This is a genomic window from Lentzea sp. HUAS TT2 (genome assembly GCF_051853195.1).
GTDB lineage: Bacteria > Actinomycetota > Actinomycetes > Mycobacteriales > Pseudonocardiaceae > Lentzea.
On the sequence record NZ_CP196667.1, the window covers coordinates 2,806,669 to 2,831,708 of the forward strand.

The 25,040-nt window shown below is 68.2% G+C and carries 26 protein-coding genes and 1 tRNA gene; 13 read left to right on the plus strand and 14 right to left on the minus strand.

The window, feature by feature from the left end:
* Genes ACSHWB_RS13985 through ACSHWB_RS13995 form a run of 3 tightly spaced genes read right to left on the minus strand, consistent with a single transcriptional unit; the run spans position 1 to position 3,191 of the window.
* The gene (locus ACSHWB_RS13985; protein WP_439662461.1) at positions 1 to 1,422 is read right to left on the minus strand and encodes a PP2C family protein-serine/threonine phosphatase; all 1,422 of its coding nucleotides are present in this window, start codon (positions 1,420 to 1,422) and stop codon (positions 1 to 3) included.
* Positions 1,419 to 1,880: an FHA domain-containing protein FhaB/FipA gene (locus tag ACSHWB_RS13990; RefSeq protein WP_030465595.1), complete on the minus strand. Its 462-nt coding sequence runs from the start codon at positions 1,878 to 1,880 to the stop codon at positions 1,419 to 1,421. Before ACSHWB_RS13990 ends, ACSHWB_RS13985 begins: the two co-directional genes overlap by 4 nt.
* A 51-nt stretch (positions 1,881 to 1,931) precedes the next feature.
* Positions 1,932 to 3,191, minus strand: a complete 1,260-nt coding sequence (locus ACSHWB_RS13995) for a DUF3662 and FHA domain-containing protein (RefSeq protein WP_439662462.1) — start codon at positions 3,189 to 3,191, stop codon at positions 1,932 to 1,934.
* Between the two features lie 117 nt (positions 3,192 to 3,308).
* Between ACSHWB_RS13995 and ACSHWB_RS14000 the strand changes: the two genes are divergently transcribed.
* The 4 genes from ACSHWB_RS14000 (at position 3,309) to ACSHWB_RS14015 (ending at position 5,931) form a co-directional block, all read left to right on the plus strand.
* Positions 3,309 to 3,391: transfer RNA gene (locus ACSHWB_RS14000), tRNA-Leu, on the plus strand.
* A 118-nt stretch (positions 3,392 to 3,509) separates the two neighbouring features.
* Positions 3,510 to 4,295, plus strand: coding sequence for an NADP-dependent oxidoreductase (locus ACSHWB_RS14005; protein WP_439662463.1), 786 nt, complete (start codon positions 3,510 to 3,512; stop codon positions 4,293 to 4,295).
* A gap of 316 nt (positions 4,296 to 4,611) precedes the next feature.
* Positions 4,612 to 5,229 carry a hypothetical protein gene (locus ACSHWB_RS14010; RefSeq protein ID WP_355298041.1) on the plus strand — a complete coding sequence of 206 codons (618 nt, stop codon included), beginning with the start codon at positions 4,612 to 4,614 and terminating at the stop codon, positions 5,227 to 5,229.
* A gap of 45 nt (positions 5,230 to 5,274) precedes the next feature.
* Positions 5,275 to 5,931, plus strand: coding sequence for an NAD(P)H-binding protein (locus ACSHWB_RS14015; RefSeq protein ID WP_439662464.1), 657 nt, complete (start codon positions 5,275 to 5,277; stop codon positions 5,929 to 5,931).
* A gap of 297 nt (positions 5,932 to 6,228) precedes the next feature.
* Here ACSHWB_RS14015 and ACSHWB_RS14020 read toward each other — a convergent pair whose 3' ends face one another.
* A complete protein-coding gene (locus ACSHWB_RS14020) occupies positions 6,229 to 7,509 on the minus strand; it encodes a D-arabinono-1,4-lactone oxidase (protein WP_439662465.1) in 1,281 nt (426 codons plus the stop codon).
* Positions 7,510 to 7,595: 86 nt separating this feature from the next.
* On the opposite strand from ACSHWB_RS14020, the gene ACSHWB_RS14025 reads away from it, so the two are divergent.
* Positions 7,596 to 8,777 carry an amino acid deaminase/aldolase gene (locus ACSHWB_RS14025; protein ID WP_439662466.1) on the plus strand — a complete coding sequence of 394 codons (1,182 nt, stop codon included), beginning with the start codon at positions 7,596 to 7,598 and terminating at the stop codon, positions 8,775 to 8,777.
* Here the strand turns inward: ACSHWB_RS14025 and ACSHWB_RS14030 are convergent.
* Positions 8,774 to 9,418: a TetR family transcriptional regulator gene (locus tag ACSHWB_RS14030; RefSeq protein ID WP_439662467.1), complete on the minus strand. Its 645-nt coding sequence runs from the start codon at positions 9,416 to 9,418 to the stop codon at positions 8,774 to 8,776. The genes ACSHWB_RS14025 and ACSHWB_RS14030 overlap by 4 nt on opposite strands.
* An 82-nt stretch (positions 9,419 to 9,500) precedes the next feature.
* On the opposite strand from ACSHWB_RS14030, the gene ACSHWB_RS14035 reads away from it, so the two are divergent.
* The 3 genes from ACSHWB_RS14035 to ACSHWB_RS14045 are packed head-to-tail and all read left to right on the plus strand — an operon-like array spanning position 9,501 to position 12,731.
* The gene (locus ACSHWB_RS14035) at positions 9,501 to 10,748 is read left to right on the plus strand and encodes a GH1 family beta-glucosidase (protein ID WP_439662468.1); all 1,248 of its coding nucleotides are present in this window, start codon (positions 9,501 to 9,503) and stop codon (positions 10,746 to 10,748) included.
* A gap of 40 nt (positions 10,749 to 10,788) precedes the next feature.
* A complete protein-coding gene (locus ACSHWB_RS14040) occupies positions 10,789 to 11,949 on the plus strand; it encodes an MFS transporter (RefSeq protein WP_439664593.1) in 1,161 nt (386 codons plus the stop codon).
* A complete protein-coding gene (locus tag ACSHWB_RS14045) occupies positions 11,949 to 12,731 on the plus strand; it encodes an SDR family NAD(P)-dependent oxidoreductase (protein ID WP_439662469.1) in 783 nt (260 codons plus the stop codon). Before ACSHWB_RS14040 ends, ACSHWB_RS14045 begins: the two co-directional genes overlap by 1 nt.
* A 310-nt stretch (positions 12,732 to 13,041) precedes the next feature.
* On the opposite strand, the gene ACSHWB_RS14050 is transcribed toward ACSHWB_RS14045, so the two are convergent.
* Positions 13,042 to 13,401, minus strand: a complete 360-nt coding sequence (locus ACSHWB_RS14050; RefSeq protein ID WP_030480258.1) for a hypothetical protein — start codon at positions 13,399 to 13,401, stop codon at positions 13,042 to 13,044.
* 13 nt (positions 13,402 to 13,414) lie between these two features.
* Positions 13,415 to 13,705: a hypothetical protein gene (locus ACSHWB_RS14055; RefSeq protein ID WP_307790106.1), complete on the minus strand. Its 291-nt coding sequence runs from the start codon at positions 13,703 to 13,705 to the stop codon at positions 13,415 to 13,417.
* A gap of 191 nt (positions 13,706 to 13,896) precedes the next feature.
* Between ACSHWB_RS14055 and ACSHWB_RS14060 the strand changes: the two genes are divergently transcribed.
* Positions 13,897 to 15,279 carry a helix-turn-helix domain-containing protein gene (locus ACSHWB_RS14060; protein ID WP_439662470.1) on the plus strand — a complete coding sequence of 461 codons (1,383 nt, stop codon included), beginning with the start codon at positions 13,897 to 13,899 and terminating at the stop codon, positions 15,277 to 15,279.
* 153 nt (positions 15,280 to 15,432) lie between these two features.
* Positions 15,433 to 15,714, plus strand: a complete 282-nt coding sequence (locus tag ACSHWB_RS14065) for a hypothetical protein (RefSeq protein ID WP_189156604.1) — start codon at positions 15,433 to 15,435, stop codon at positions 15,712 to 15,714.
* A gap of 79 nt (positions 15,715 to 15,793) precedes the next feature.
* Here ACSHWB_RS14065 and ACSHWB_RS14070 read toward each other — a convergent pair whose 3' ends face one another.
* A complete protein-coding gene (locus ACSHWB_RS14070; protein ID WP_439662471.1) occupies positions 15,794 to 16,513 on the minus strand; it encodes an SDR family oxidoreductase in 720 nt (239 codons plus the stop codon).
* Between the two features lie 88 nt (positions 16,514 to 16,601).
* Here ACSHWB_RS14070 and ACSHWB_RS14075 point away from each other — a divergent pair, with 88 nt between their 5' ends.
* Positions 16,602 to 17,435, plus strand: coding sequence for a LysR family transcriptional regulator (locus ACSHWB_RS14075; protein ID WP_439662472.1), 834 nt, complete (start codon positions 16,602 to 16,604; stop codon positions 17,433 to 17,435).
* On the opposite strand, the gene ACSHWB_RS14080 is transcribed toward ACSHWB_RS14075, so the two are convergent.
* The 4 genes from ACSHWB_RS14080 to ACSHWB_RS14095 form a co-directional block, all read right to left on the minus strand.
* Entirely contained in the window at positions 17,428 to 18,447 is a 1,020-nt protein-coding gene (locus ACSHWB_RS14080; protein ID WP_439662473.1) for a copper resistance D family protein, read from the minus strand. The two genes, ACSHWB_RS14075 and ACSHWB_RS14080, sit on opposite strands and share 8 nt — an antisense overlap.
* Positions 18,444 to 18,971: a copper resistance CopC family protein gene (locus tag ACSHWB_RS14085; protein WP_439662474.1), complete on the minus strand. Its 528-nt coding sequence runs from the start codon at positions 18,969 to 18,971 to the stop codon at positions 18,444 to 18,446. Before ACSHWB_RS14085 ends, ACSHWB_RS14080 begins: the two co-directional genes overlap by 4 nt.
* A complete protein-coding gene (locus tag ACSHWB_RS14090; protein ID WP_439662475.1) occupies positions 18,968 to 19,678 on the minus strand; it encodes a YcnI family copper-binding membrane protein in 711 nt (236 codons plus the stop codon). Before ACSHWB_RS14090 ends, ACSHWB_RS14085 begins: the two co-directional genes overlap by 4 nt.
* A gap of 71 nt (positions 19,679 to 19,749) precedes the next feature.
* Entirely contained in the window at positions 19,750 to 20,265 is a 516-nt protein-coding gene (locus tag ACSHWB_RS14095) for a hypothetical protein (protein WP_439662476.1), read from the minus strand.
* A gap of 59 nt (positions 20,266 to 20,324) precedes the next feature.
* Here ACSHWB_RS14095 and ACSHWB_RS14100 point away from each other — a divergent pair, with 59 nt between their 5' ends.
* Entirely contained in the window at positions 20,325 to 21,974 is a 1,650-nt protein-coding gene (locus tag ACSHWB_RS14100; RefSeq protein WP_439662477.1) for a BCCT family transporter, read from the plus strand.
* On the opposite strand, the gene ACSHWB_RS14105 is transcribed toward ACSHWB_RS14100, so the two are convergent.
* The gene (locus tag ACSHWB_RS14105) at positions 21,952 to 22,386 is read right to left on the minus strand and encodes a DUF6474 family protein (protein WP_439662478.1); all 435 of its coding nucleotides are present in this window, start codon (positions 22,384 to 22,386) and stop codon (positions 21,952 to 21,954) included. The two genes, ACSHWB_RS14100 and ACSHWB_RS14105, sit on opposite strands and share 23 nt — an antisense overlap.
* Positions 22,387 to 22,469: 83 nt before the next feature.
* On the opposite strand from ACSHWB_RS14105, the gene ACSHWB_RS14110 reads away from it, so the two are divergent.
* A complete protein-coding gene (locus ACSHWB_RS14110) occupies positions 22,470 to 24,113 on the plus strand; it encodes a TM0106 family RecB-like putative nuclease (protein ID WP_439662479.1) in 1,644 nt (547 codons plus the stop codon).
* A gap of 97 nt (positions 24,114 to 24,210) precedes the next feature.
* On the opposite strand, the gene ACSHWB_RS14115 is transcribed toward ACSHWB_RS14110, so the two are convergent.
* Positions 24,211 to 24,969 (minus strand): SDR family NAD(P)-dependent oxidoreductase, encoded by a 759-nt coding sequence (locus ACSHWB_RS14115; RefSeq protein WP_439662480.1) that lies wholly within the window; start codon positions 24,967 to 24,969, stop codon positions 24,211 to 24,213.
* Positions 24,970 to 25,040: the final 71 nt, after the last annotated feature.

Consider the following 25,040-nt stretch of genomic DNA (forward strand, 5'->3'; position numbering starts at 1 on the left):
CTACGGACCCTCCCGGCATTCCACACCCGGCTTTTGCTGGGAGGGGGTGAGCGAAGGCTCGGTGGAACCGGTCTCCGGGTTCGGAGAGCCGTTGGCGGGCGGCGTGCTCGACGGCGCGCTGGACGGAGTGCTCGTCGGCGTCGAGGGGGTCGTGGTGGTCGACGTCGACGACGTGTCCTTGCACAGCGGCAGCATGTGCTCGGTCCGCAGCAACCTGACCGCGGCGCGGGCGCCGTCCAGGCCGTTGTCGCTGCGGATGCCCGCGGTGATGGTCTTGCGGCCGGCTTCCTGCAGGTCCTTCAGCGTGATCGGGGTGCAGCCCGTGGATCCGGGCGGGCACGAGTCCTCGACCTTGGAAGACAGCTTGAAGCCGATCACCGAGCCGTTGAGGCCGCGGAAGATCGCGACCTGGCCGTCCTCGGTGGCGCCCACGTAGTACTGGGTGTTGAGCCACAGCTTGCCGCCGACAGCCACGACACCGGTCAGCAGGAGCAGCACGAAGATGATCGCGAACGCCTTGATGGCGTTGCGCTTCTTGCGCTTCGGGTCCGGTGGGGGAGGCGGCGGCGCGTCCATGCGCTGAGGCATGGACGGGCGCTGCTGCGTGAGCGTCGCAGCCCTGGAGGCAGCGGAGTCCGGCGGAGTGTTGTGCTCCTCGCTGCCGTCTCCCGCCGCGCCACCGACGATCGGGTAGTTGTCGCCGAAGTCGACGTCCTCGACGTCCGCCACGATCACCGTGACGTTGTCGGGACCGCCGCCCTTGAGCGCCAGCTCGATCATGCGGTCGGAGCAGGCCTGCGGATCGGGGATGCGGATCGCCTCGTCGAGCGTCTCCATGCTCACGACACCGGACAGACCGTCCGAGCAGAGCAGGAACCGGTCGCCGGCACGCGCTTCGCGCACCGTGAGACTGGGCTCGAAGTCGTGCCCCGTGAGGGCGCGCAGCAGCAACGAGCGTTGCGGGTGCGTGGCGGCCTCGTCCGGGGTGATCCGGCCCTCGTCGATCAACGACTGGACGAACGTGTCGTCGTGCGTGATCTGCGCGAAGGAGCCCTCCCTCAGGAGGTACGCGCGCGAGTCGCCGATGTGCACGAGCCCGAGACGGTTGCCCGCGAACAGGATGGCCGTGAGCGTGGTGCCCATGCCCTCCAGGTCCGGGTCGCTCGTCACGAGCTCGGAGATGGCGCCGTTGCCACTCGCGACCGCGTCGCGCAGCTTGCCGAGGAGGTCGTCGCCCGGCTCGTCGTCGTCGACGTGGGCCAGCGAGGCGATGACCACCTTGCTCGCGACCTCACCGGCGGCGTGGCCACCCATGCCGTCGGCTACTGCGAGCAGGCGGGGGCCCGCGTACACGGAGTCCTGGTTGTTGGCGCGAACCAGGCCCCTGTCGCTTCGGGCCGCGTATCGAAGAACCAAGGTCATGAGCGCAGCTCGATCACCGTTTTGCCAATGCGGATCGGGGTGCCGAGAGGTACGCGCAGAGGTGCGGTGACCTTGGCTCGGTCTAGGTAGGTGCCGTTCGTGGAGCCGAGATCCTCCACGTACCAGTCGGTGCCGCGCATGGACAGCCTCGCGTGCCTGGTCGACGCGAAGTCGTCGTCCAGCACGAGGGTGGAGTCGTCAGCGCGGCCGATCAGGATCGGCCTGCCGTCGAGAGAGATGCGGGTGCCTGTGAGCGCCCCGTGGGTGACCACGAGTTGCCGAGGCGCCTTGCTTCCCCTCGCCGACTTCTCGGACCTCCGGAACCCAGGCAGACCTGACGCCCGGAGCCCTGAGGCTGCGTAGAGATCAGAGCGGACCACACGTAGGGCGGCCAGCACAAAGAGCCAGAGGAGCACGAGAAAGCCCGCTCTGGTCAGCTGCATCACCAGCTCTGGCACCGGTTGTAACCGCTCCTGCCTTGAGTTGCTTACCGACGCCCGTATCGACCTCTAGCCCGCGGTGCGGAAAACCAGTGACGAGTGGCCGATGCGGACGACGTCGCCCTCCGCGAGCTGCCAAGTCTGCACTGGCGTGCCGTTCACCGTGGTGCCGTTGGTCGAACCGAGATCAGCGAGCATCGCATTCTGCCCGTCCCACGAGATTTCCAGGTGGCGCCTGGAGACACCCGTGTCCGGGAGGCGGAAGTCGGCTTCCTGCCCACGTCCTACGACGTTTCCACCCTGCTTGAGGTTGTACGTGCGGTTGGAACCGTCGTCGAGGTGCAATGTCGCGTTGAGCTGACGGTTCGCGCCCTGGGTGGCCGGCGGGGCGTATCCGCCCTGGTTGTAGCCCTGGTCGTAGCCGCCTTGCTGGCCGTAGCCCTGCTGCTGGCCGTAACCCTGGTCATAACCGCCGGCCGGCTGCTGGCCGTAACCCTGGTCGTAGCCGCCGCCCTGCTGGCCGCCGCCGTAACCCTGGTCGTAACCCTGCTGCTGGCCGTAGCCCTGCTGCTGGCCATAACCCTGGTCCTGGCCGTAGCCCTGCTGCTGGCCGCCGCCATAGCCCTGGTCGTAGCCCTGCTGCTGGCCGTAACCCTGGTCGTAGCCGCCGCCCTGCTGGCCGCCGCCATAGCCCTGGTCGTAGCCCTGCTGGCCATAGCCCTGCTGGCCGTAACCCTGGTCCTGTCCTTGCTGGCCGTAACCCTGCGGCTGGCCATAACCCTGCTGGTCATAGCCCTGCTGCTGCTGGTCGTAGCCCTGCTGGCCGTAGCCGCCCTGACCATAAGGGTCCTGGCCGGGCTGGCCCTGTCCTTGTCCGTAGCCGGGTGGCTGGCTCATGGATCGGTCTCCTGCGGTGCGAGGTGGTGCTGACCGTCGGCTGGCCGCTTTCACGTCGGGGTCGACGGACGAGCTGGTTCGGAACTGTCCGGTGTGCAGCGCCTCGGAGCGCTCCAGGGAGACTACGACGTCACCATAGGTATCCCATCCGGACTCGGCCAGGTGCTCTCGCAGGCCCTCTGCGAGAAGCTGTGTGATGCGTAGTTCATCCTGCTCGTCGCCCGCAAGACGTTCGTGGTCCTGAGGTCCGAGGAGCACCTTGTAGTGGTTGGGGGCTAGCAGTCTGCCACCCGCGAGCTCGCGGATGTTGCTGTCACCCTCCCGTTGCAGTGCCTGTGCCACCTCTTGGGGCACCACGCTGCCGCCGAACACGCGCGCGAAGGTGTTGCCGACGAGACCTTCGAGCTTGCGCTCGAAGCGTTGCAGGCCCATGTCGACTCCTTCCGCTCGGCCGGGCTCCTGTACCGATCGTATCCGGGTACGACCGCACCTACAGGGGGCGATTAGGAACCTGGTTTGGACGCGTGCTAGTGTTTCCAACGTCTCCAGGGGCAAGTGGCGGAATGGCAGACGCGCACGGTTCAGGTCCGTGTGTCCGAAAGGACGTGGGGGTTCAACTCCCCCCTTGCCCATAGAAAAGACAGTGAGAACCCCCCTCGTGGAATCCGCGAGGGGGGTTCTTTCGTTGATCGGTCGTATTGGATTCCTTGATCCAACAGGTGATGTCTGTCACTCGTTCGGGGGGTCGGCATGTGGGCGATAGCGGCAGCGGATTTCGGCGCGGAGCTCGAGTTGGTCGAGGTTCCGGAGCCCGTGGCGGGTCCGAACGAGTTGAAGGTGCGGTTGTTCGCGGCGAGCGTGAACCCGTTCGACCGCAAAGTCGTGAACGGGATGCTCCGGGACACCGCTGTCCATCAGTTCCCGCTGGTTCCCGGAACTGATGGTGCGGGTGAGGTGGAAGGTTCCGGAGAGAGGATTTTCGGCACCTTCTTCCGGCGGCCCGTCGGCGGCGGTACATACGCCGAGTACGTCACAGTTCCGGCAGGGAACGCGTTGGCCCCGTTGCCGGAAGACCTCGATCCCGCCGTCGCCGCCGCATTGCCGACCGCGGGTATGACGGCATTGCAGTTGGTGGAGTCGCTCGGGGCCGCGGAATCCGTGTTGGTCGTCGGTGCCTCGGGCGGTGTGGGGTCGTTCACCGTCCAGATCGCGCGTGCGGCGGGCAAGCGGGTCATCCCGATCGGCCGCGGCGACTCCCTCGTCGAGGCCGACGCCCTGATCGACCTCGTGAGCGCCGACCGTTCGTCGTTCGAGGCGAACGCGCGCTACGCGCCGCTGGCCTTCAACACGAACTACGTTTCCGCTGATCAGGCGCAGAACTTCAGCATGAAGGGGTCACGGGAGACGCTGGTGCGGCTGGCGTCGATGGTGCAAGCGGGTGACCTGGAGGTACCCATCGCCCGACGCGTCCCGTTGCGCGATGCGGCCGACGTTTTCGCAGGTCACGGGCCCGGCAAGACCGTGATCATCATGTAGGTGGTCGTTCTGGCGCGGTGAACGGTCGACGGACGGTGACCGGCGCCGCTGGGCGGCATTTCGCCCCTACGCCTGGATCACCCACCCTGAGCAGGTCTTTTGGTGCGTCCATCTGGATTAACGTCACCCAGACGGCAGCACCGTAGGACCGAACTCCCCTCGCCACTCCTCGACCGGTCACCGACCGGTCGGCGCCGTCGATCGCAGGGGGTCCTGTGACCTGGGGGCGGGCCGCGCGCTTCCTGCTAATTCTTATGCCAGAGCACGAGTCGAAACGCGGCGGATCTCCCGCCGCGGGTGACGAGGAGGCACTGGCGTGAGCAGCACCCCAGCAAGGATCGCGGCACTCGACAGCTCGAACGGTCTGTCGACCACCCCGGTCCCGGTTCCGGAACTGCCCGCGTCCGTCGAGGAGTTGGCAGCCGCTGCGGCGATCCGCCTCGGCTGGCACGGCGTGGTTCTCCCCGAAATGGTCCTCATGGGCCGCAAGGTCGTCGTCGTGGCCGAGCTCCTGGCCGATGCCCACGCCGAGCGCGTGTGCGTGGGTGCGGGCCCCGAGGCCGACAAGACCACCGTCTCCACGTGGGTGTGGCCGGAGATGGAAGGCCGCGTGCCGCCGGCCGCCGTCCGCATCGTCGGCGTTCTCGCCGTCGCCCGTCATTGGAGGACGGCTCTCGCCTCCGCCGTTCCCTTCGCCCGCTACGGCAACGCCGCGGTCGTCCTGCCCGAGTCCGTCGCGTTCTCGCACGACTACCTCGCGAACTGCCTGCCGCGCGTCCGTCGCTACGGGGTGTCGGTTCTGCTGGCCGACGACGAGAAGGACCTCTCGGTCGACGTGTCCGGTCGCCAGGAGAACGTGCCCTCCGAGGACACCGCCATCACCCGCTGGGTCAACGAGCTCGTCTACGAGCAGGTGCTCGCCACCGCTTCCTGATCTACGAGTCGTGCTGGTCGCCGCTCACTGATCTACGGTCGGATCATGCGAGTAGTCATAGCCGGCGGACACGGGCAGATCGCGCTGCTTCTCGAGCAGCTGCTGACCACCCGTGGACACGCCGCCACCGCGCTGGTCCGCAATCCCGATCATTTTGGTGACGTGCAGGAAGCCGGAGCCGTTCCGGTGTTGTGCGACCTGGAGTCCGCGGAGCTGGACTCGGTCGCCGCGTATTTGAACGGTGCTGACGCGGCTGTGTTCGCCGCTGGAGCTGGTGCCGGATCCGGTGCCGCCCGCAAGGACACTGTGGACTACGGGGCCGCTGCGCTCTTCGCCTCTGCTGCTGTGGAGGCCGGGGTTCGGCGGTTTCTCCAGGTTTCCACCGTGGGGATCGAGTCTGCTGACTCGCCTTCGGTGGATCCGGAGTTCGCTGTGTATCTGAAGGCCAAGAAGCTGGCTGAGGATGATCTGCGGGCGCGGGATCTTGATTGGACGATTCTGCGGCCTGGGCCGTTGGTTGATGGTGCGCCTACTGGGCTGGTCACCTTGGCTGCGCCTCGGTTGCCTCGGGCTTCTGTCACCCGTGCTGATGTTGCTGCTGTGCTGGCGGAGTTGCTTGAGGCTCCTGGCACGGTTGGTAAGACGCTGGAGTTGGTGAACGGGGAGACGCCTGTTGCCGAGGCGGTCCGGGCAGTTCTCTGATCTTGTCGGACCCTCTGAGTAGGTTGAGTTGTAGGGGTTCCCGGATCGGGGGGACGCCTGCGTCAGCGTGGTCGCCTTGCGATCCGCTGGCTTTGCGGGGTGGTCGCCTTGCGTGCGGCGGGTTTCTGTTGCGTGCTTCCCCTGGGGCTCTGCCCCAGACCCCGGCAATCTGATCAGGGGGTCCACGCCACCCGTAGGTAGATGGCACGCCTGTTGCCTTGGGCGGCTGCGCGTTGCTTAGGCGTGTGGGTTGGCGGTGGGGACGGCTCGCCTTCGGCTTCGCGTTCGATCTGGCTGCTACTGGCCGAGTACGCGGTCCAGGTAGGCGTTCGTGAAGGTTCGGTTTGGGTCGACCTCGTTGCGTACCCGCAGGAAGTCGTCGAAGTGCGGGTACAGCGGGCGGAGTTCCGTTGCGGTCAGGTCGTGCATCTTGCCCCAGTGCGGCCGGCCGCCCACCGATGCCGCGATGCTCGCGTACGCGTCGAAGAACGCCTTGTACTGCATGCCGAGTGCCTGGTGCATCGAGATGTACGCGGTGTCGCGGCCGTTCGCCGTGGACAGCCAGATGTCGTCGGCCTGGGCGATGCGCACCTCGCACGGGACGATGAGGTGGTCTCGTTCGCCCAGTTTTCCGGCCACGGCGCGGAGTTCGCTGATGACGTCCATCAAGGTCTCGCGGGGGATCGAGAACTCGGTCTCCACGAAGCGGACTCGGCGCGGGGTCACGAAGACGTTGTGCGAGTAGTCCGAATAGGACCGTTCGGAGATCAGCGAGCCGCAGAGTTCGTTGAGGCGCTTGGTGTAGCGAGGGAACGTCTTGGCCACCTTGGTGACCGCGCCGAACGCCGCGTTCTCCATCACCTCGTACTCCCACGCCTGCCGCAGCTTCGACAGCGGGCGGGCCGGGTCGGTGATCCTGTTGTTGCGCTTGAGGATCACGCGGTCGGAGTGGGTGAACCAGTGGAACTCGACGTGGTCCTCGACGGCGCAGAGGTCGTCGAACTGTTCCAGCACGGCGTCCAGGCGGCCGGGGGATTCCGAGGCTTGCAGGACGAACGAAGGCACGCACTGGAGGGTCAGGGTGCTGATGATTCCCAGTGCGCCCAGGCCCACCCGTGCCGCGTTGAAGAGGTCCGGGCGTTCGGTGCGGTTGCAGGTCACCACCGAGCCGTCGGCCAGGACCAGTTCGAGCTCCACGATCGCGGTGGCCAGGACGCCGAGTTTGCCGCCCGTGCCGTGGGTCGAGGTGGAGACGGCGCCGGCGACGGTCTGGGCGTCGATGTCGCCCAGGTTCGGCATCGCGAGGCCCAGGCGGTGCAGGTCGGCGTTGAAGGCCCACAGGGGAGTGCCGGAGCGGACGGTCACCAGGCCGGTCTCGACGTCCGCGCGTACGATTCCCGTCCATCGGTCCAGGTCAAGCGCTACTTCCGGCGCGACCGCGATGTCGTTGAACGAGTGGCCGCTGCCGCGTGCCCGGACTCGGGAGGCGGAGAGGATCGTTGTGGCGATCTCGTCTGTGCTGGACGGGTGGGCCACGCGCGCCGTGCACGAAGCCGTTTTAGCCCAGTTCGTCCACACGCGAACCTCCACGAGAGAGTGTGACCTGCGAGTAACGTAAGTGAAAGCTCTTCACGTTTCAAGGGTTCAGGACGTACCGTCAGAGCATGCGCCGAACTCGACTCGACACCGCGACGAAGGACCTGGATCCTCCGTTCGCGATCGTCGACCTGGATGCCTTCGACCACAACGCGGCGGACCTCGCCCGTCGCGCTGCCGGTCATCCGATCCGGGTCGCGAGCAAGTCGATCCGGGTGCGCGACCTGGTGAGCCGGGCGCTCGAACGGCCCGGTTACGCCGGGGTCATGTGCTACTCGCTGGCCGAGGCGCTGTGGCTCTCGGAGCAGAACGTCAGCGAGGACCTGCTCGTGGCGTACCCGACGGCGGACCGCGCGTCGCTGCAGAAGCTCGCGGCCAATGAAACCGCACGTCAGCGCGTCACGATCATGGTCGACTCCACCGAGCACCTCGACTTCGTGGACGCGGCGATCGGGCCGCACGCCGACATCCGGGTCTGCCTGGAGCTCGACGTGTCGTGGCGGCCGCTGCCCGGCGTCCACATCGGCCCGCGCCGTTCGTCGATCCACACGCCCGTGCAGGCGCAGGCCCTGGCCTCCAAGATCGTGCAACGCGGCGGCTTCAAGCTCGTCGGCGTCATGGCGTACGAGGGGCAGATCGCCGGCCTCGGCGACAACCCGCCCGGTCAGCCGCTGCGGGCGCTCGGGATCCGGTTCATCCAGTCGAAGTCCGGGCCCGAGCTGATCCAGCGGCGGACGGCCGTGGTGGGTGCGGTCCGGCAGGTCGCCGACCTGGAGTTCGTCAACGGCGGCGGCACCGGAAGCCTGGAGCTGACCGGGTCCGACCCGTCGGTCACCGAGCTCGCGGCGGGCAGCGGGCTCTTCGGGCCGACGCTGTTCGACGGGTACCAGGGCTTCAAGCCGGAACCCGCCGCGCTGTTCGCGTTGTCGGTGGTGCGCAAGCCGACCAAGCGGGTGGCCACGCTCTTCGCCGGCGGTTACATCGCGTCCGGGACGCCGACGCCCGACCGCCAGCCGTCGCCGTACCTGCCGGCCGGGTTGAAGACGCTCGGCCTCGAGGGCGCCGGCGAGGTGCAGACGCCGGTCACCGGCAAGGCGGCGGAGCAGCTGAAGATCGGCGACCGCGTCTGGATGCGGCACGCCAAGGCCGGCGAGCTGTTCGAGCGGTTCGACGAGGTGCACCTGGTGCACGGTGATCGCATCGAGCGCACCGTGCCCACGTACCGCGGCGAGCGCCGCAACTTCGGCTAGGCGGGCAGTCGCGACGACAGGTAGCCCCTGACCAGCGCCTTCGCCTCGATCAGGATCGCCTGGTCGCCCATCGGGTTGTTGCGGAAGGCCATCTTCAGCACGGCGTCGGCGGCCTCGACGGCGATCGCGATCGGCAGGCCCACCTCGCCGAACGGGATGCCGAACTTGCCGGAGATCAGCTCCGAGATCTTGTCGGAGATGACGGCGTTGTTGTCGCGCCGGTCGTCGAGCAGGCGCATGTCCACGACGTCACCGAAGTGCAGCTTCCCGAACGCGGGGATCTCGCGGTGCATCGTCACGTACACGTCGAACACCGTGTCCACGGCGTCCCACCAGTGCTCGAGCGTCGCCTGCTCGAGCCGCTCGGTGATGCCGAGGGAGAACTTGTCGACGTTGCGCAGCGTCAGCGCCTGCACGACAGCCCTCTTGTCGGGGAAGAACTGGTAGAGCGAGCCGACCGCGACGCCCGCTCTCTCCGCGATCAACGTCGTGGTGACGCCGTCGTAGCCCACCTCGTCGATGAGAGTCGCGCACGCCTCGAGCATGCGCTCGACTCTCTTGGCGCTGCGCTGCTGGACGGGCTGACGGCGAAGCGGGGTGGTGCTCGTCACGGCGACTCCCAGTAGTTCGGGTACTTCCATCTTGCCTGCTGCACGGCTCTTTCACTTCCCTGAACCTGCCAACACGCCTACGATCCGAACAAGTTTCACATTTGGAGGATCGATGAGCGACTTCCTTTGGGGAGTGTCGACGTCCGCGTTCCAGATCGAGGGCGCGTTCACCGCCGGCGGCCGCGGCCCCTCCGTGTGGGACGACTTCACTCCAGTACACGAGAACCAGAACGCTTCCGTTGCGTGCGACCACTACCACCGGTGGCGCGAGGACGTTGCGCTCATGGCGCAGCTCGGCGTGAACGCGTATCGGTTCTCGATCGCGTGGCCGCGCATCCAGCCGTCCGGCAAGGGACCTGTCAACGCCGAGGGACTCGACTTCTACGACCGCCTGGTCGACGCGCTCGTCGATATCGATATCGCCCCCGTGGTGACTTTGTACCACTGGGACACGCCGGCGGAGCTGGAAGCGGAGGGCGGTTGGCTCAACCGGGACATCGCCGACCGGTTCGCCGACTACACCGCACTGGTCGCGGACCGGCTCGCCGACCGCGTGAAGATGTGGATCCCGATCAACGAACCCGCGATGGTGACGTTGCAGGGCTATGCGATCGGTGAGCACGCTCCCGGCAAGACGCTGCTCTTCGACGCGTTGCCGACCGCCCACCACCTGAACCTCGCTCACGGCCGAGCGGTCGAAGTGCTCCGTTCGTACAACGCGCAAGCGGTTGGCACGGCCAACAACCACACGCCCGCGTGGCCGGCAGGGCCGGACGACGTAGCAGCGGCCGAGGCCTACAGCGAAATTCACAACTGGATCTACGCGGACCCCATGCTGTCGGGCCGATATCCCGACGCAGTCGCCGACCTTCTGCCTATCGCCGATGGTGACCTGGCCACGATCCACCAGCCGCTCGACTTCTACGGCGTGAACTACTACAACCCGACGCGGCTGAAGTCGCCGTCCGAGGGCAACCCGCTGCCGTTCGAACTGGCGGAGATCGACGAGTACGAGCGCACCGGTTTCGGCTGGCCGATCGTGCCGGCCGGGCTGACCGAGATGATCAACGCGCTGCGTGAGAGGCACCCTGACCTGCCGCCCGTCCACGTGACGGAGAGCGGCTGCAGCTTCCCCGACGAGCTCGCGGACACCGACCGGATCGCCTACCTCGACGGACATCTCAAGGCCGCGCAGGCCGCGGACGTCTCCGGGTACTTCGTGTGGTCGCTGCTGGACAACTTCGAGTGGGAAGCCGGATATTCGCAGCGGTTCGGCCTCGTCCAGGTCGACTACGAGACGCAGCAGCGCACGCCGCGCGAGTCGTTCCACTGGTACAGAAAGGTGATCAGCGGTGAGTGAAGCCCTCGCTGAGCCGGTGGTGCGGGTTCGCCGCGGCTGGATGGCCTGGCTGTTCTTCGCGAACCTCGGGTTGTGGCTGGCGGTCTACGCGCCGATCCAGGTGCTGCTGCCCCAGCAGGCCGAGCTGCTGGACAAGGCGGACAAGGAGCTGGTGTTCGGCGTCGTCACCGGCTTCGGCGGCCTGGTCTCGCTGCTCGTCGTGCCGTTGATCGGGTTCCTGTCCGACCGCACGACCTCGCGGTTCGGCCGCCGGCACCCGTGGACGCTGGGCGGCGCGATCATCGGCGCCGTCGGTCTCGCGGTGCTCGCGAACGCGCCCTCGGTGGTCGTGATGACCATCGGCTGGTGCCTGGTGCAGGCGGGGATCGGCGGCATGCTCGCCTCGCTGACCTCCGCGGTGCCCGACCGGGTGCCGGTCGAGCAACGGGCGCAGGTCGGCGGACTCATCGGCATCAGCCAGATGCTCGGCACGGTGCTGGGCGCGGTCGTGGTGACGTTGCTGGTCAGCGGCCTGACCGCGGGCTACCTGGCGTGTGCGGCCATCGTCATAGTCGGAGCCCTCTTCTTCGTCTGGCGGACGCCGGACACGCAGCTCGTCGCGAAGCCCGTGAGGCCGACCTTCTGGATCTCACCTCGGGAGCACCCTGACTTCGCCTGGGCCTGGCTCGGCCACCTGATGATCAACCTCGGCAACGCGTTCGGGACGCTCTACCTCCTCTACTTCCTCGGCGACGTCGTCCACCACCCGTCTCCGGAAGACGGTCTGCTGGTGCTGATGGCGCTCTACGGGGTTGCGCTCGCCGCAGGAGCAGTGCTGTTCGGCGCACGGAGTGATCGTTCTGGGCGCCGGAAGCCGTACGTGTACCTCGCGTCGACGGTCATGGCGGTCGCGGCGCTGTTGCTCGTCGTCTGGCCGACCTGGGAGTCGGCGCTGGTCGCCGCCCCGCTGCTCGGCGTCGGGTTCGGCACGTACTGGGCCGTCGCGATCGCGCTGCTCACCCAGGTGCTGCCGGCCGCGTCCGACCGGGCCAAAGACCTGGGCGTGCTGAACGTGGCCAACGCGTTACCGCAGGTCATCGCCCCTTTGCTGACCGCGTTGATCCTGGCCAACCTGGGCGGTTACCGCGGTCTGTTCGCGGTCTCCGCGCTGGCGACGACGCTGGCCGCGGTGTTGATGAGTCGAGTGCGATCGGTGGTCTGATGCAGCTGTCGGGCAAGAAAGTCGTGGTGACGGGAGCGTCCCAGGGGATCGGCGCGGAGGCGGCCTTCCGGTTCGCCGCTCATGGCGCGCACGTCCACCTTGTGGCCCGGAGCGCCGAACTGCTCGATCTGCAGGTCAAACGGATCAAGGAGTTCGGCGGCTCGGCGACCGCTCATCCTGCAGACCTGGCGGACGCCGAGCAGATTCACGCACTCGCGGAAGAGGTGCCGGCACCGGACGTGCTGGTCAACAACGCGGGTGTCGGGCGGTGGCTCTTCCTCGACGACACGGCCGCCGACGAGCTGGTCACCATGACCGCCGTGCCGTACATGGCGGCGTTGTTGCTGACCAGGGAGTACCTGGGCGCCATGCGTTCCCGCGGCTCGGGCTGGATCGTCAACGTGAACTCGCCGGTGTCCAGGCTGCCGATTCCCGGCTGCGTCGGCTACCAGTCGGCGCGCTGGGCGTTGCGCGGGTTGACCGCGTCACTGCGCCTCGACCTGCGGGGGACCGGCATCGGGATCAGCGAAGTGGTGCCGGGCAAGGTCTCCAGCGAGTACTTCACCAACAATCCCGGCGCCGAGGAGCGGATCCCGGCCATCGCCCGGCTGATGATCCCCACGGTCACGCCGGAGCAGTGCGCGAAGGCGATCGTGGACGCGGTGGAGAAGGAACGTGCCGAGCACCTGTTCCCGTGGCAGCTCAAGGCGTTCGAGATCTCCGGCCGGCTCTTCCCCGGCCTGACGTCGTACCTGGCCTGGAAGACCGGCACTCACCGATGACGAAGTGCACGCGGGGCGCTTTCGTACTGCATGTCGGTACGCAAGGGCCCCGCGTGCCGTCCGGAGACGTGAAAACGGCCCTCATCTGCGCGGGAGGTGCAGACGAGGGCCGTGGCTGGTAACCGCGGACCGGTGCCGGTCGGGGAGGGAAGGTGCACGTCACCGGCCCGCGGGAATCTGTGGAGTTGTAAAAGCTGACCGGGGCCCGCGATGTAGCGGTCGGGGGTTCGCACATCGCGGGCCACCGGTCAGTAGGCGGTTTGCAGACCTGGTCGTGTCGGGGGGACGCCAGGTCAGTCGCAAACGCCCGTTAGTGGGCTCGAGCCACCGCGCGGCGGGACCGGGTGACAGGAGGAGTCACCGGGGCCTCGCGCAGATGGCGAGCCGGGCGCGGGGCGAGTCCGCCCGCAACCAGGTGTTCGTACGCGGCGCGCCACACCGAGCAAGGTGACTTCTGCTGGCGCCAACGGCCGGAACATTCAGGGCAGTTGCCCTTCTCGTCCGGCTCGTGCGCTGCCAGCAGAGCACGCCATCCCTCGGTCAGCCGAGGGAGCTCGGATCGAGCCACCGACAGGAGGGACGGGGCGTCAGCGCGGCTCGCCAGCTCTGTGAGCAGGTCGAGGCGTTCCCACACAGCGTTGCGAAGAACCTGTCCGAGGATCGCGTCCATCGAAACGTCACCGTCACCTTTCCGCCTGGTCGGCGGCTTCGCGTAGCGCAGCCCTGAGCTGTACGAGCTGGTCGTGGGACAAGACTGCCGTCTCCCCGGGAGGGCCTACCAGGACCACTTGGCCCTGAACGACCTTCACGGTGAGCTGGCGGTCCCGGTCGACCACGTCGCCGCAGCTGATCTGCCACGTCCGACGTTGCCCGGTCATGCCGCGCCATGTGGATTCGGTGTCACCCGTCTCCACAATGGAGGTGGAGCCTGAGGAGGAGCTGTCCACTATTAGGTCGTTCCTCTCCGTGCTCACTCGCTTACCGGAATCTAGATTGCGATGATTCATCCCGGAACGGGACGTCACAGCGCCCACCGGTGGAAGTCTTACGGTGAGCGGTAAGCGGTGTTCGGTAGAGCCGATCAGCTCCGCCGAAGAGGACTTCTCGGGCTCGGGGACCTGCCCCTAGTCTGCCGATGACGCCCAACGGACTGTGAGGGTGCGCGATGAACACCATGAGTTCCCAGGGCTCTCCTATCCCCACCGAGGTGTGGGACCACCAGGAGATGCGGGACGCACTTGCCCGACGAGAGATCAGCTCGGTCTACCGGCTGCTCCGAAGGCACGGCGTGTCCCAGCGCCAGATCGCGGCGCTCACTGGGCAGTCGCAGTCCGAGGTCTCGGAGATCCTCAAGGGACGCCAGGTGATGGCATATGACGTCCTGACCAGGATCGCCGTCGGCTTGGGTGTCCCACGTGGATACATGGGTCTCGCCTATGACGAGACAACGGCAGTACGGGTGGCCGCGACCGCGGACTCACCCCATCCTGAGGAGGACGAGTCGGTGAAGCGTCGGAAGTTCCTCGCGCACGCCGCCGCCGTGACAGTGGGCGCGGCCGTGTTCGGAGCGGACTCCGGGTCGTGGGTCTCACACCCCACACAGACTCCGGCTCCGGGACGCATCGGCATGACCGATGTGCGCCAGGTCGAAGCGGCGACGCGGGCTCTGCGTGCCCTGGACTACCAGTACGGCGGCGGTTCCTGCCGCGACGCGGTGGTCGCCCAGCTGTCCTGGGGACAGCAGATGCTCGGTGCGAGCTCTACGGACATCGTTCGTCAGCGGCTCTTCGTCGCACTGGCGGACCTGCACAACCTCGCCGGCTGGACGTCGTTCGACACGGGTCTGATGGACTCGGCCCGCAACCACTTCGGTCAGGCGCTCGACCTCGCCAAGCAGGGCGAGAACGAGGCGCTGATGGCGAACATCCTGTACCGCATGGGTCGCGTCTACTTGCACCAGAACGCCCCTGACGACGCGCTGAAGGTGTTCCAGCTGGGTCAGCTGGCCGCGCAGAACTCCGGTTCCGAACTGGCCGTCGGCATCCTGTGCGCGAACGAGGCCTGGGCCTACGCGAAGATGGGCTCCGACGAGCAGGCGCTCAAGCTGCTCGGCCGCGCGCGTGACGAGTTCTCCCGCGCGAACGTCGCAGAGGCCCCCGCCTGGGCCAAGTTCTTCAACGAGATCGACCTCTCGTCCATGATCGGCACGGTGCACACGGAGCTGGCCCAGACGGTGGACGCCAAGTACACGAGGACCGCGATCCCCGCACTGTCCAAGGCGATCAACAACTTCGGCGACGAGTACGCCCGCAGCCGCTCGTTCAACCTGACCTCGATGGCGATCAACCACCTGCTCGAGGGCGACATCGACCACGGCGCCAAGATCGGTCGCCAGGCCGTCGACCTGTCGGAAAGCCTCAAGTCGGTGCGCACCAAGCAGCGCATGGAACCGCTTCGCCAGGAAGCCGACAAGCGCCGCAACAACCCCGAGGCCCGCGAGCTCGCGGACCGCGTCGCCCGCTTCACCGGCACCGAGTCGGCCGCCTGACCTCTGTCTCGTTTGGGTCCTATAGCACCACGATCGAATGGCGTGGGACACGAACCGGTAACGCCAGGACCTTCAGACACGAATGCAGCATCGACGGGCGAGAAATCCACGCCTAAGGTGCGGCAGGTCGGGGCGAAGGACGAGGTGCGGCGCGTGAGCCTTACTCGGAGGTGGCGTTCCAGGAGAGCGCTGCGGTCCGCGCAGTTGCTCGACGAGGTGGTGGACACCCAGCTACCGCTGTTGGCGGGCTTCGACGAGGAGCGACGGCGCCGATCCGCCGACTACCTCGCCGAGCTCGTGGCGTTGGCTCAGGACTACCGCTACTACGCCAGCGGCTGGATCGACAGCCGCGAGCTGGACCGTCGCGGTCAGCGGACGATGAACCGGCTGGCGCGGATGCGGGAAGAATCTTCGGCTCGACTGATCACCGACTAGTCCGTTCGTGCGCAGCTCGTCGCTCCGATCGGACCACTCGCCGAGTCCGGTCGAAGTCGTGGATGTTTCACGTTGAACATCACCAGGGCACCGGCCCGCTGTGGTCGAACAGGCCTCCGGTCGGCCCGTCGTCGGGCAGGGTGGCCAGCCGGATCGCGACCTTGGCGGCGCTCTCCGGCGTCTCGTGGCCCTGGAAGTCGTTGAACTCGGTCGCGACGTAGCCGGGGCAGACGGCGTTCACCTTGATGTCGGTGAGTTCCTTCGCGTACTGCACGGTGAGCGCGTTCAGGAAGGTCTTCGACGGTGCGTAGACCCCGTCGACGTATCCGAACCCCGAGTCCGGTGCACTCTGCAGGGCCAGCGACGACAGGTGGCTCGACTGGTTGACGATCCGCGGCCGTGCCGACCTCCTGAGCAACGGCAGCACCGCGTTGGTGACCCGGACGACGCCGATCACGTTGGTGTCCAGCACCTCCTGCAGACCTGCCACCGTGGCGGCCGATGGCGCCGTGGGCCATGCCCCGGCGATCCCCGCGTTGTTGACCAGCACGTCGAGGCGACCGAACCGCTCCTCGACCAGTGCCGCGGCGGAGGACACGCTCTCGTCGTCGGTCACGTCCAACGGCACGAAGAACGCGTCGGCGCCGTTCGCCCTCAACTTCGCGACCGCCTCCTCGCCGCGTCGAGCGTCCCGCGCCCCGACTCCGACGACTGCCCCGAGCGCGCCGAGGCCCGCCGCGATCTCGTACCCGATTCCCTTGTTCGCGCCCGTGACCAGCGCGATCGTCTGTTCGCTCATGTCTTCGATCGTGGTGCGGAACGCGGTGAGGACCAACACCACCTCGGTGTCGCAGCGATACCCGGCCGGTATGGATACCGTGGACGACGTGGAGACCCGAGAGATCCGGTACTTCGTCGCCGTCGCGGAGGAACTGCACTTCGGCCGTGCCGCCGAACGCCTGGGGATCGCGCAACCGCCGCTCTCCCGGACGATCGCGCAGCTCGAACACCGGCTCGGCGTCAGGCTGTTCGTCCGCACCAGCCGCAAGGTCTCCCTGACGGACGCAGGCGCGACCCTGCTGGCCGAGGGCCGGGCGGTCCTCGGCGCGGTCGCGGCGGCCGAACGCCGGACGCGCGCTGCCGCCGCCGACCGGCCGTCGCTGGTGCTGGCCGCCAAGACCGGCGGTTCCGGCGAGGTCCTTGCGAAGCTGCTCGACGCCTACGCGGCCGAACCCGGTGCCGTCGAGGTCGAGCTGCTCCTCTGCGAGTCGAACACGCACGTCCCGCTGCTCGACGGACGGGCGGACGTCGCGTTGCTGCACGAGCCGTACGACCCGACGACCGGTCTGGACCTGGAGGTCCTGCAGACCGAGGACCAGGTCGCCGTGATGCCGGTGTCGCACCGGCTCGCGGGCGAGTCCCGGTTGCGCCTGGCGGAGGTCGACCACCTGGGCGAACGCGTCCGCTGGCCTCGCCAGGACGGCACCTACCCGGAGGGTCCCGGCCTCGAGGTGCGCAGCCTGACCCAGCTGTTCCAGATGATCGAGCTGGGCCGGGCCGTCGCCGTCCTGCCGGAGGGTGTGTGCACGGGACTGGCCGAGGGCCTGGTCGCGATTCCCGTCGTGGACGCGCCCAAGGTGACGACGGTGATCGCGTGGCCGCCGCACAGCCGGTCGCGGGCACTCGCCGACCTGGTGAGAGTCGCGACGGGGTTCAGCTGACGGGAGCGCGGCTCAGGATCACCGCGAGGCCGAACGCGACACCCATGACGGTCACCTCCAGGATCGCCCACTGGACGATCGCGGTGACCTTGTGCTGGGAGATCTTCGGCAGCAACCGCCACCGGATGTGCGCGCCGAGCACCGCGATCAGCCCCGCGCACACGGCCTTGCCCAGGAACAGCAGGCCGTAGCCGGTGGTGAACAGCGACTGCGGGAACGGCACGACGGGGTTGAGGATCAGCTCCAGCAATCCGTTGAACAGGCCCGTCACCGCGACGACGATCAAGCTGATCGTCGCGATCTTCGAGAACTTCGGCAGCGCGATCGCGAGCAGGCCCTTGCGGTAGGCGACCAGCGCCATCAACGCGCCGAGCCCGCCGGTCCACGCGGCGGCACCCAGCACGTGCAGCTCCATGGAGACCATCGAGTAGTCGTGGTACTTCCAGTTGGAGGCGTGCCCGGTCACCGGGATCGGCAGCAGCCCGAACATCGAGACGAGGATCCGCAGCTCGGCGGGCACGGACTCGCCGCCGCGCACGGCCATCACGCCGATGATCAGGTAGACGAACGCGCAGGACGCGCTGAACAGCAGGCCCTTCCCGGCGCCTACGTTCGCGATGTAGTCGACGGCGTTGCCGATGCTGACGTTGCTGCCGGGACGCAGTTCGGCCGCCTGCAGCACGATGGCCGTCAACGCCGTGACCACCCAGACGGCGGCGGCGATGACCGCGGCCGGCCGGGCGATCCGCATCACCGGCTCGGTGTGCGTCGGCCGGTCGAAACCGAGCAGCTTCGGCAGGATCGACAGCCCGACGACGATCGTCGCCGAGATGTCGAGCAGCACCCGTGTGACCGGCAGGCCGTACCGGACCGCCGCCCCGGCGTCGACGACCCCGGCGACCACGACAGGTGGTGCCAGCACGAGGCCGAGCGCGATGCCTCCGAGTGCGCCGAACACGAGTCCGGCGAGCACGCGGTAGTGGGTGGGGGCGGCGGTCCGGACGTTGCTCATGCCTTCGCGCCTCCACCGCGCAGGGCGAAGAACACGCCACCGCCGAGCAGGACCACGGCGCCGACGATCCACACCCAGATGGGCAGGCCGTCGCTCGAACCCGAGTCGCCGGACGCGGCGGTGTTCGTCGCCGCGGTGGGCGTGCCCGTGCCGTCCTTCGTGAGCGTGAACGTCAGCTCACCGGAGACGGGGTGCCCGTCCGCGGACAGGATGCGGTAGCCGATCTTGTACTCGCCGGCCTTGCCCAGGGCGTTGACCTTCGCGGACACCGCGGTGTCCTTGATCGTCGGATCGCCGGCGACCTCGTAGTGGCCGCCGTTCGCGTCGACGACCGAGATCGCGTTGATGCCCTGGCCGCCCTGCACGTCCTGGTCGAACGTGAGCGTGACGGTCGACGGGCCGACCTCCAGCGAGGTCTTGTCCTTCGGGTCGCTGCTGATCAGCGCGTTGTGCGCCGCCGCGGGGGCGGCCGTGGCGAGCACGGCCGCACCAGCGAACAGGAAAGCGATCAGAGCGCGCTTCATGCCTTGCGCCTCGAACGCAGGATCGCGCCGACACCGAAGCCGAGGCCGAGCGCACCGACGGCCAGACCGGCGCCACCGAGATAGCGGGCGGTCTTGTCGGAGCCCGCCGCGGACGCCTCGTGCGTGTCGGTGCTGTTGGCGGCCGGGGTCGTGCCGTGGCCGTGGTCGTCACCGGCGGCGGCCTTCGGGGCGAGCTTCAGCGCGGGCGCCGGGTGCTCCGGCTCCTTGCCGTCCGCGCCGGCGGCCTGGGCCCAGTCCACGACCTCGCCGTTCTCGTAGGTCTGCTTCGTCGGGAGCTCCAGCTTGTCCTTGCCCTCCGGCAGCGTGCCGATGGCGACGAAGAACTCCTGGTACTCGTTGACGTTGATCTTCACGCCGGGCTCCGCGGTCCAGGTGATCGAGGTGAAGGCCTCGGTGATCTCCTTGCCGGCCAGCGTCACGGGCTTGTCGAGCTTGCCCTTGACGACCTCGGCCTTCCAGCCGGCCAGCGGCTTGGTGCGCACCGACGTCAGCGGCGTGTCCTGCGGCAGCGTCACCTCGATCTTGGTGGTGCCGGCGTTGTCCCGCTCGTTCGGGACGCGGAACGCGAAGGTGGCGCGGCCGCCCTGGGTGAACTCGGACGGCTGGGCGCTGACGTGCGCCGATGCGATGGTCGGGGTGCCGAGCACCGCGATTCCGGCAACGGCGAGAACGGCGAGCGTGCGCACGCCAAATCGATTTGTAGACATGAAGTTGTGGCTCCTGATGCCAAAGGGTCTGCAGAGGGGGATACGGATGATCAGGAGTCACAGGGCGGGCCGCGCCGCCCGTTCGCACGCGAGAGCTCCAGGTGGTGCGCGTTCTGGAGGTACGGCGTGCGGGGGAACGTCCGCATCGGCGTGGTGACCGGCAGCGGCGTGAGCCTGCGGGGGATCAGGCGTGTGACGGCGGCGAACAGCCTGAACAGGGCGTTCTCCGCGTGGAACAGCAACAGCCCGGTCAGCGTCGCGGCCACGAGGTGCGCCACGAACATCTGGCCGGTCAGCGTGGTGGTGTGCTCGTGGTTGACCCAGGTCAGCAGCAGGTGCTGGGCGAGCTGGGCCGTGCCGAGCCCGGCGATGACCGAGAGCCGTCCGGTGCGCTTGTCGGCCAGCGACGCCGCCGCGAACGCGATCAGCACCACCAGCGGCAGCGCGTGGATGAACTCGGAGGTCTCGCCACCGCCCAGCCCGTGGGCGGTGATCGTGAGCGCGGCAGACGTCAGCGCGAGTGCGGCACCGCGAAGGGTGCGCAACTCACTCGTCCGGGTGCTCACGAGGCTTGAGGGTAATCGGAGGAGTTTGCCCCGGTCTATGAGTGGGTATCTAGGGCCGCATGACCGTTCAATGCGACAAGCCGGGCCGTACCGACCGGGTTGTGTTCGGCGTTGCCGCAGGTCTCACGCTTGCGTTCGTGACCTGGGGAATCGTCGGTACCGAGAGTCTGGCCTCCGCCTCGAAGGCGGCGCTCGGCTGGATCATCCAGCATCTGGGGTGGGCCTTCGTGCTCTCCGCCACCGGGTTCGTGGTCTTCGCGCTGTGGCTCGCGTTCAGCCGCTACGGCAAGATCCCGCTCGGCAGGGACGACGAGAAACCCGAGTTCAAGACCGTGTCCTGGGTCGCGATGATGTTCAGTGCCGGCATGGGCATCGGGCTCATGTTCTACGGCGTCAACGAGCCGCTGACGCACTTCGTGAAGCCGCCGCCCGGTTCCGACGGAGATCCGTTGGAGACCGCGATGGCCACCACGCTGTTCCACTGGACGCTGCACCCCTGGGCGATCTACGCCATCGTCGGCATCGCCATCGCGTACAGCAGCTTCCGCCGCGGGCGGTCCTCGCTGATCAGCGCCGCGTTCGCGCCGCTGCTGGGGCGTCGCGCGGCATCGGGCTGGGGTCGTGCGATCGACGTCATGGCGATCTTCGCGACCCTGTTCGGCTCGGCCGCCTCCCTCGGTCTCGGCGCCCTGCAGATCGGGAGCGGGCTGGAGGCGGCCGGCTGGGCCGGTCAGGTCGGCAAGGGCACGCTGGTCGCCGTCATCGCGATCCTGACGGTGGCGTTCGTCGCGTCCGCCGTCTCGGGTGTCGCCAAGGGCATCCAGTGGCTGTCGAACATCAACATGGTGCTGGCCGTGGTGCTGGCGCTGTTCCTGTTCGTCGTGGGCCCGACCGTGTTCATCCTGAACCTGCTGCCCACGGCACTCGGTGACTACTTCCGCGAGCTCGCGACGATGGCCGGCCGCACCGCCGCGTCCGGTGGCGACGCGACCGAGACCTGGCTGTCCGGCTGGACGATCTTCTACTGGGCCTGGTGGATCTCGTGGACGCCGTTCGTCGGCATGTTCATCGCGCGGATCTCGCGCGGCCGCACGATCAAGCAGTTCGTGGCCGGTGTGATCCTGGTGCCGTCCGCGGTGTCGCTGGTGTGGTTCGCGATCCTGGGCGGCACGGCGATCTTCGAGCAGCGGTCCGGCGTCGACCTCGCCGGTCAGTCCACTCCGGAGTCGCAGCTCTTCTCGCTGCTGGACCAGTTCCCGCTGGCCGCGGTGGCCGGTGTCGTGGTGATGGTCCTGGTGGCGATCTTCTTCGTGTCCGGGGCCGACGCCGCGTCGATCGTGATGGGAACGCTCTCGCAGGAGGGCACCATTCGGCCGACGAAGCCCGTGGTGATCTTCTGGGGCGTGGTGACCGGTGCCGTCGCCGCCGTGATGCTGCTCGTCGGCGGGTCGGACGCCCTGACAGGGCTGCAGAACCTGACGATCATCGCGGCGCTGCCGTTCATGGTCGTGATGGTCGGGCTCTGCGTCTCGCTGGCCAAGGACCTGCGTTCCGACCCGATGATCAGGCGGGAGGAACGGGTCGCCGAGGTGATGGAGGAGGTCACCGCCCACCTCGATCCCGGACACGTCGTCGAGGAGGCGGCGGTCAAGGCCGTGGCCGAGGTGACCGGCAAGACGCCGGACGTCAGCGCACGTTCAGGCGCCTGAGCAACTCCTGCTCCAACACGTCCAGATCAGTTGCCACGGCCCGGTGCGCTGCTTTGCGCCGGGCCGTCGGCATGCGTTCAGAAGCGCGAACCGCGGCGAGCAGCTGGGAGAGGCGCGTCTCGGTCTTCGAAACCCAATCGGAATCCGTCGGCCGCAATGTCTCCATCGACTCCGAAAAGCCGACAATTCGCGCGTGCAGCCGGGCGCCGTACCCGGAGTACTTCCCGATGTCCGCGACGTCGATGCCGAGCCGGCGCGCCCGATAGCGGTCGTACTGCTCGCTCAGAACCCCAGCTCCGCGCACGAACACGGGGGCCAGGACCGGAATGAGCGCCGGCGCCACCACCTTCGCGACACCCACGAGGTTCTTCGCTCGGCTGGGCGTGAAGCCGGCCTTCGCTTTGCGCGCCATTCGGGTACTCCTCCTCCGTCACGTGAAACTTACTGTGCAGGTTGCCGACACATCTCCTCGACGCGCGACATACCCTGCATCCTGTGACTTCCCAGGTGCAGCTAGACGCCGGCGTGGTCACTCGTTGTCGGCGGCGGGTGCACCTCGAAAACGATCCGGAGATGCGCGACGCTCCCAAGGCGGCGCCGGATCCGGCATCGGAACAACGGAAAGCGGACGCGACGAACCATCGCCGCGCGGTGGCGGACGCGCTCGGCAGAATCGTCGGCTCGAACCTCTTCGAGGTGCCGAGCGGACCGGACGTGCGCAGCGCGGACCGGGAACGGGTGACGCTCGCGGCGATGGAGATGGGCGCCCAGTACATCTGGGGCGCCGCGCTGCCGCGTGATCCGCGCGGTGGCCGCAGAGGTGGCATCGACCTGCTGGTCAAGGACTCCACCGGCTACGTGCCGGTGCTCGTGGTCCGGCACAAGATCACCGACCCCGGCCAGGGCGCGCGCACGAGCCCGCTGACGATGCCGTTGCCCGACGGCAGCCGCACTGACCCGCACCGCAAGGTCCGGCCCCAGCCCCGCGACCAGCTGCGGCTGGCCCACGCGCAACGGCAGCTGCAGGCGGCCGGCTACGCGCGCAACGGCCGAGCCACCGGCGGCGTCATCGGCATGGACGCGGACGTCGTGCTGTGGCACGACCTGGAAGCACCCACGTGGCCCGGCGGCCGCAACGCTCTGGCGGAGTACGACGCCCGGTTCAGCGACCGCCTGGCCGTGGCGCTGGCCGCCGCGAACGACCAGGAACCGCTCGCACGCCCGTCGCGGATCGTCGACTGCAAGACGTGCCCGTGGTGGCCGACCTGCGACAGCGATCTCAAGCAGGGCCGGGACGTCAGCCTCGTCGTGCGCGGCGAGGACGCGGCGGCGTTGCGCAAGATCGGCCTGTCCACTGTGGACAAGCTGGCGGAGCTGGACCCCACCGCCGTCGGACCGATCCAGCTCGTCGGCATGCCCTTCGGCGACGCCGTGGTGCTGGCGCGGGCCTGGCTGCGCGACCTGACGCTGGTGCGCCGCGTGCCCGAGATGAACGTGCCGCGCGCGGACATCGAGGTCGACGTCGACATGGAGAGCTTCGGCGACCTGGGCGCGTACATGTGGGGCTGCCTGCTGTCCGGAAAGGACATCGACGAGGAACACGGCTACCGCGCCTTCGTCACGTGGGACGCGCTGCCGTGTGACGACGAGGCGCGCTCGTTCGCCGAGTTCTGGACCTGGCTGACCGGCATCCGGTTGCGGGCCAAGGCACGCGGGCTGACGTTCCGCGCCTACTGCTACAACGAGCTCGCGGAGAACCGCTGGCTGCTGGCGTCGGCCGAACGGTTCGCGGGCAAGCCGGGCATTCCGACGATCGCGCAGATCAAGGAGTTCATCGGCTCGGACTCGTGGGTGGACCTGTTCGGGATCGTCCGCGAGCAGTTCCTGTGCGCGCACGGCAAGGGCCTGAAGGTCATCGCGCCGGCGGCGGGGTTCTCGTGGCGCGACCCGGAGGCCGGCGGCGAGAACTCCATGCGCTGGTACCGGTCCGCGGTCGGGATGAACGGCGACGAGCTCGACCTCGATCAGCGGCAGCGGCTGCTGGAGTACAACGAGGACGACGTCCGGGCCACCCATCGCCTGCGCGAGTGGATGACCTCGGACGCCATGTCACGTCTGCCGTTCGCCGGAGATCTGTAACTCGCCTCCGCTTGACACTGATCGCACGCGGGGACCTTTCGTACTGACATGCAGTACGAAAGGTCCCCGCGTGCGGCCGGGCAGCAGGTGCGAGAGGCTAGCGGGGTGCCATGCGGAGGGCGCCGTCCATGCGGATGACCTCCGCGTTCAGGTAGTCGTGTTCGATGATCGAGAGCGCGAGCTGTGCGTACTCGGACGGCTGGGCCAGGCGCTTCGGGAACGGGATGCCGGCGGCGAGGCCCGCGCGGAACTCGTCGGAGACCGTGGCGAGCATCGGGGTGTCGACGATGCCGGGCGCGATGGTGAGCACGCGGATGCCTACGTTGCTCAGGTCGCGGGCCGCCGGGAGGGTCATGCCGACGACGCCGCCCTTGGACGAGGCGTAGGCGACCTGGCCGATCTGGCCGTCGAACGCGGCGATGGACGCGGTGTTGATGATGACGCCGCGCGCGCCGTGCTCGAGCTCCTCGGTCTTGCCCATGGCCGCTGCGGCCAGGCGCAGGACGTTGAACGTGCCGATGAGGTTGACCTCGATGATCTTGCGGTAGAGGTCGAGGTCGTGCGGGCCGGACTTGCCCACGGTGCGCGACGACGGGCCGATGCCCGCGCAGTTCACCGTGATGCGCAGCGGGGCGCCGGAGCCCGCAGCGGTGTCGACGGCGGCCTGGACCTCTTCGCCCGAGGTCACGTCGGCGGCCAGGTAGGTGACGTTCTCGATCGCGTCGGCGTTCGCGATGGCGCTGGGCAGGTCGAGCGCGAACACCTGCGCTCCACGCGCCGCCAGCGCACGTGCGGTCGCGCCGCCGAGACCGGACGCGCCACCGGTGACGATGGCCGCGGTACCCGAGATCTCCATGCCTTCATCCTCCTCGAAGCGAACTGCTCGCGAGGAGGTTAACGCTCGTTACCTCGAACTCAACGGTCGGT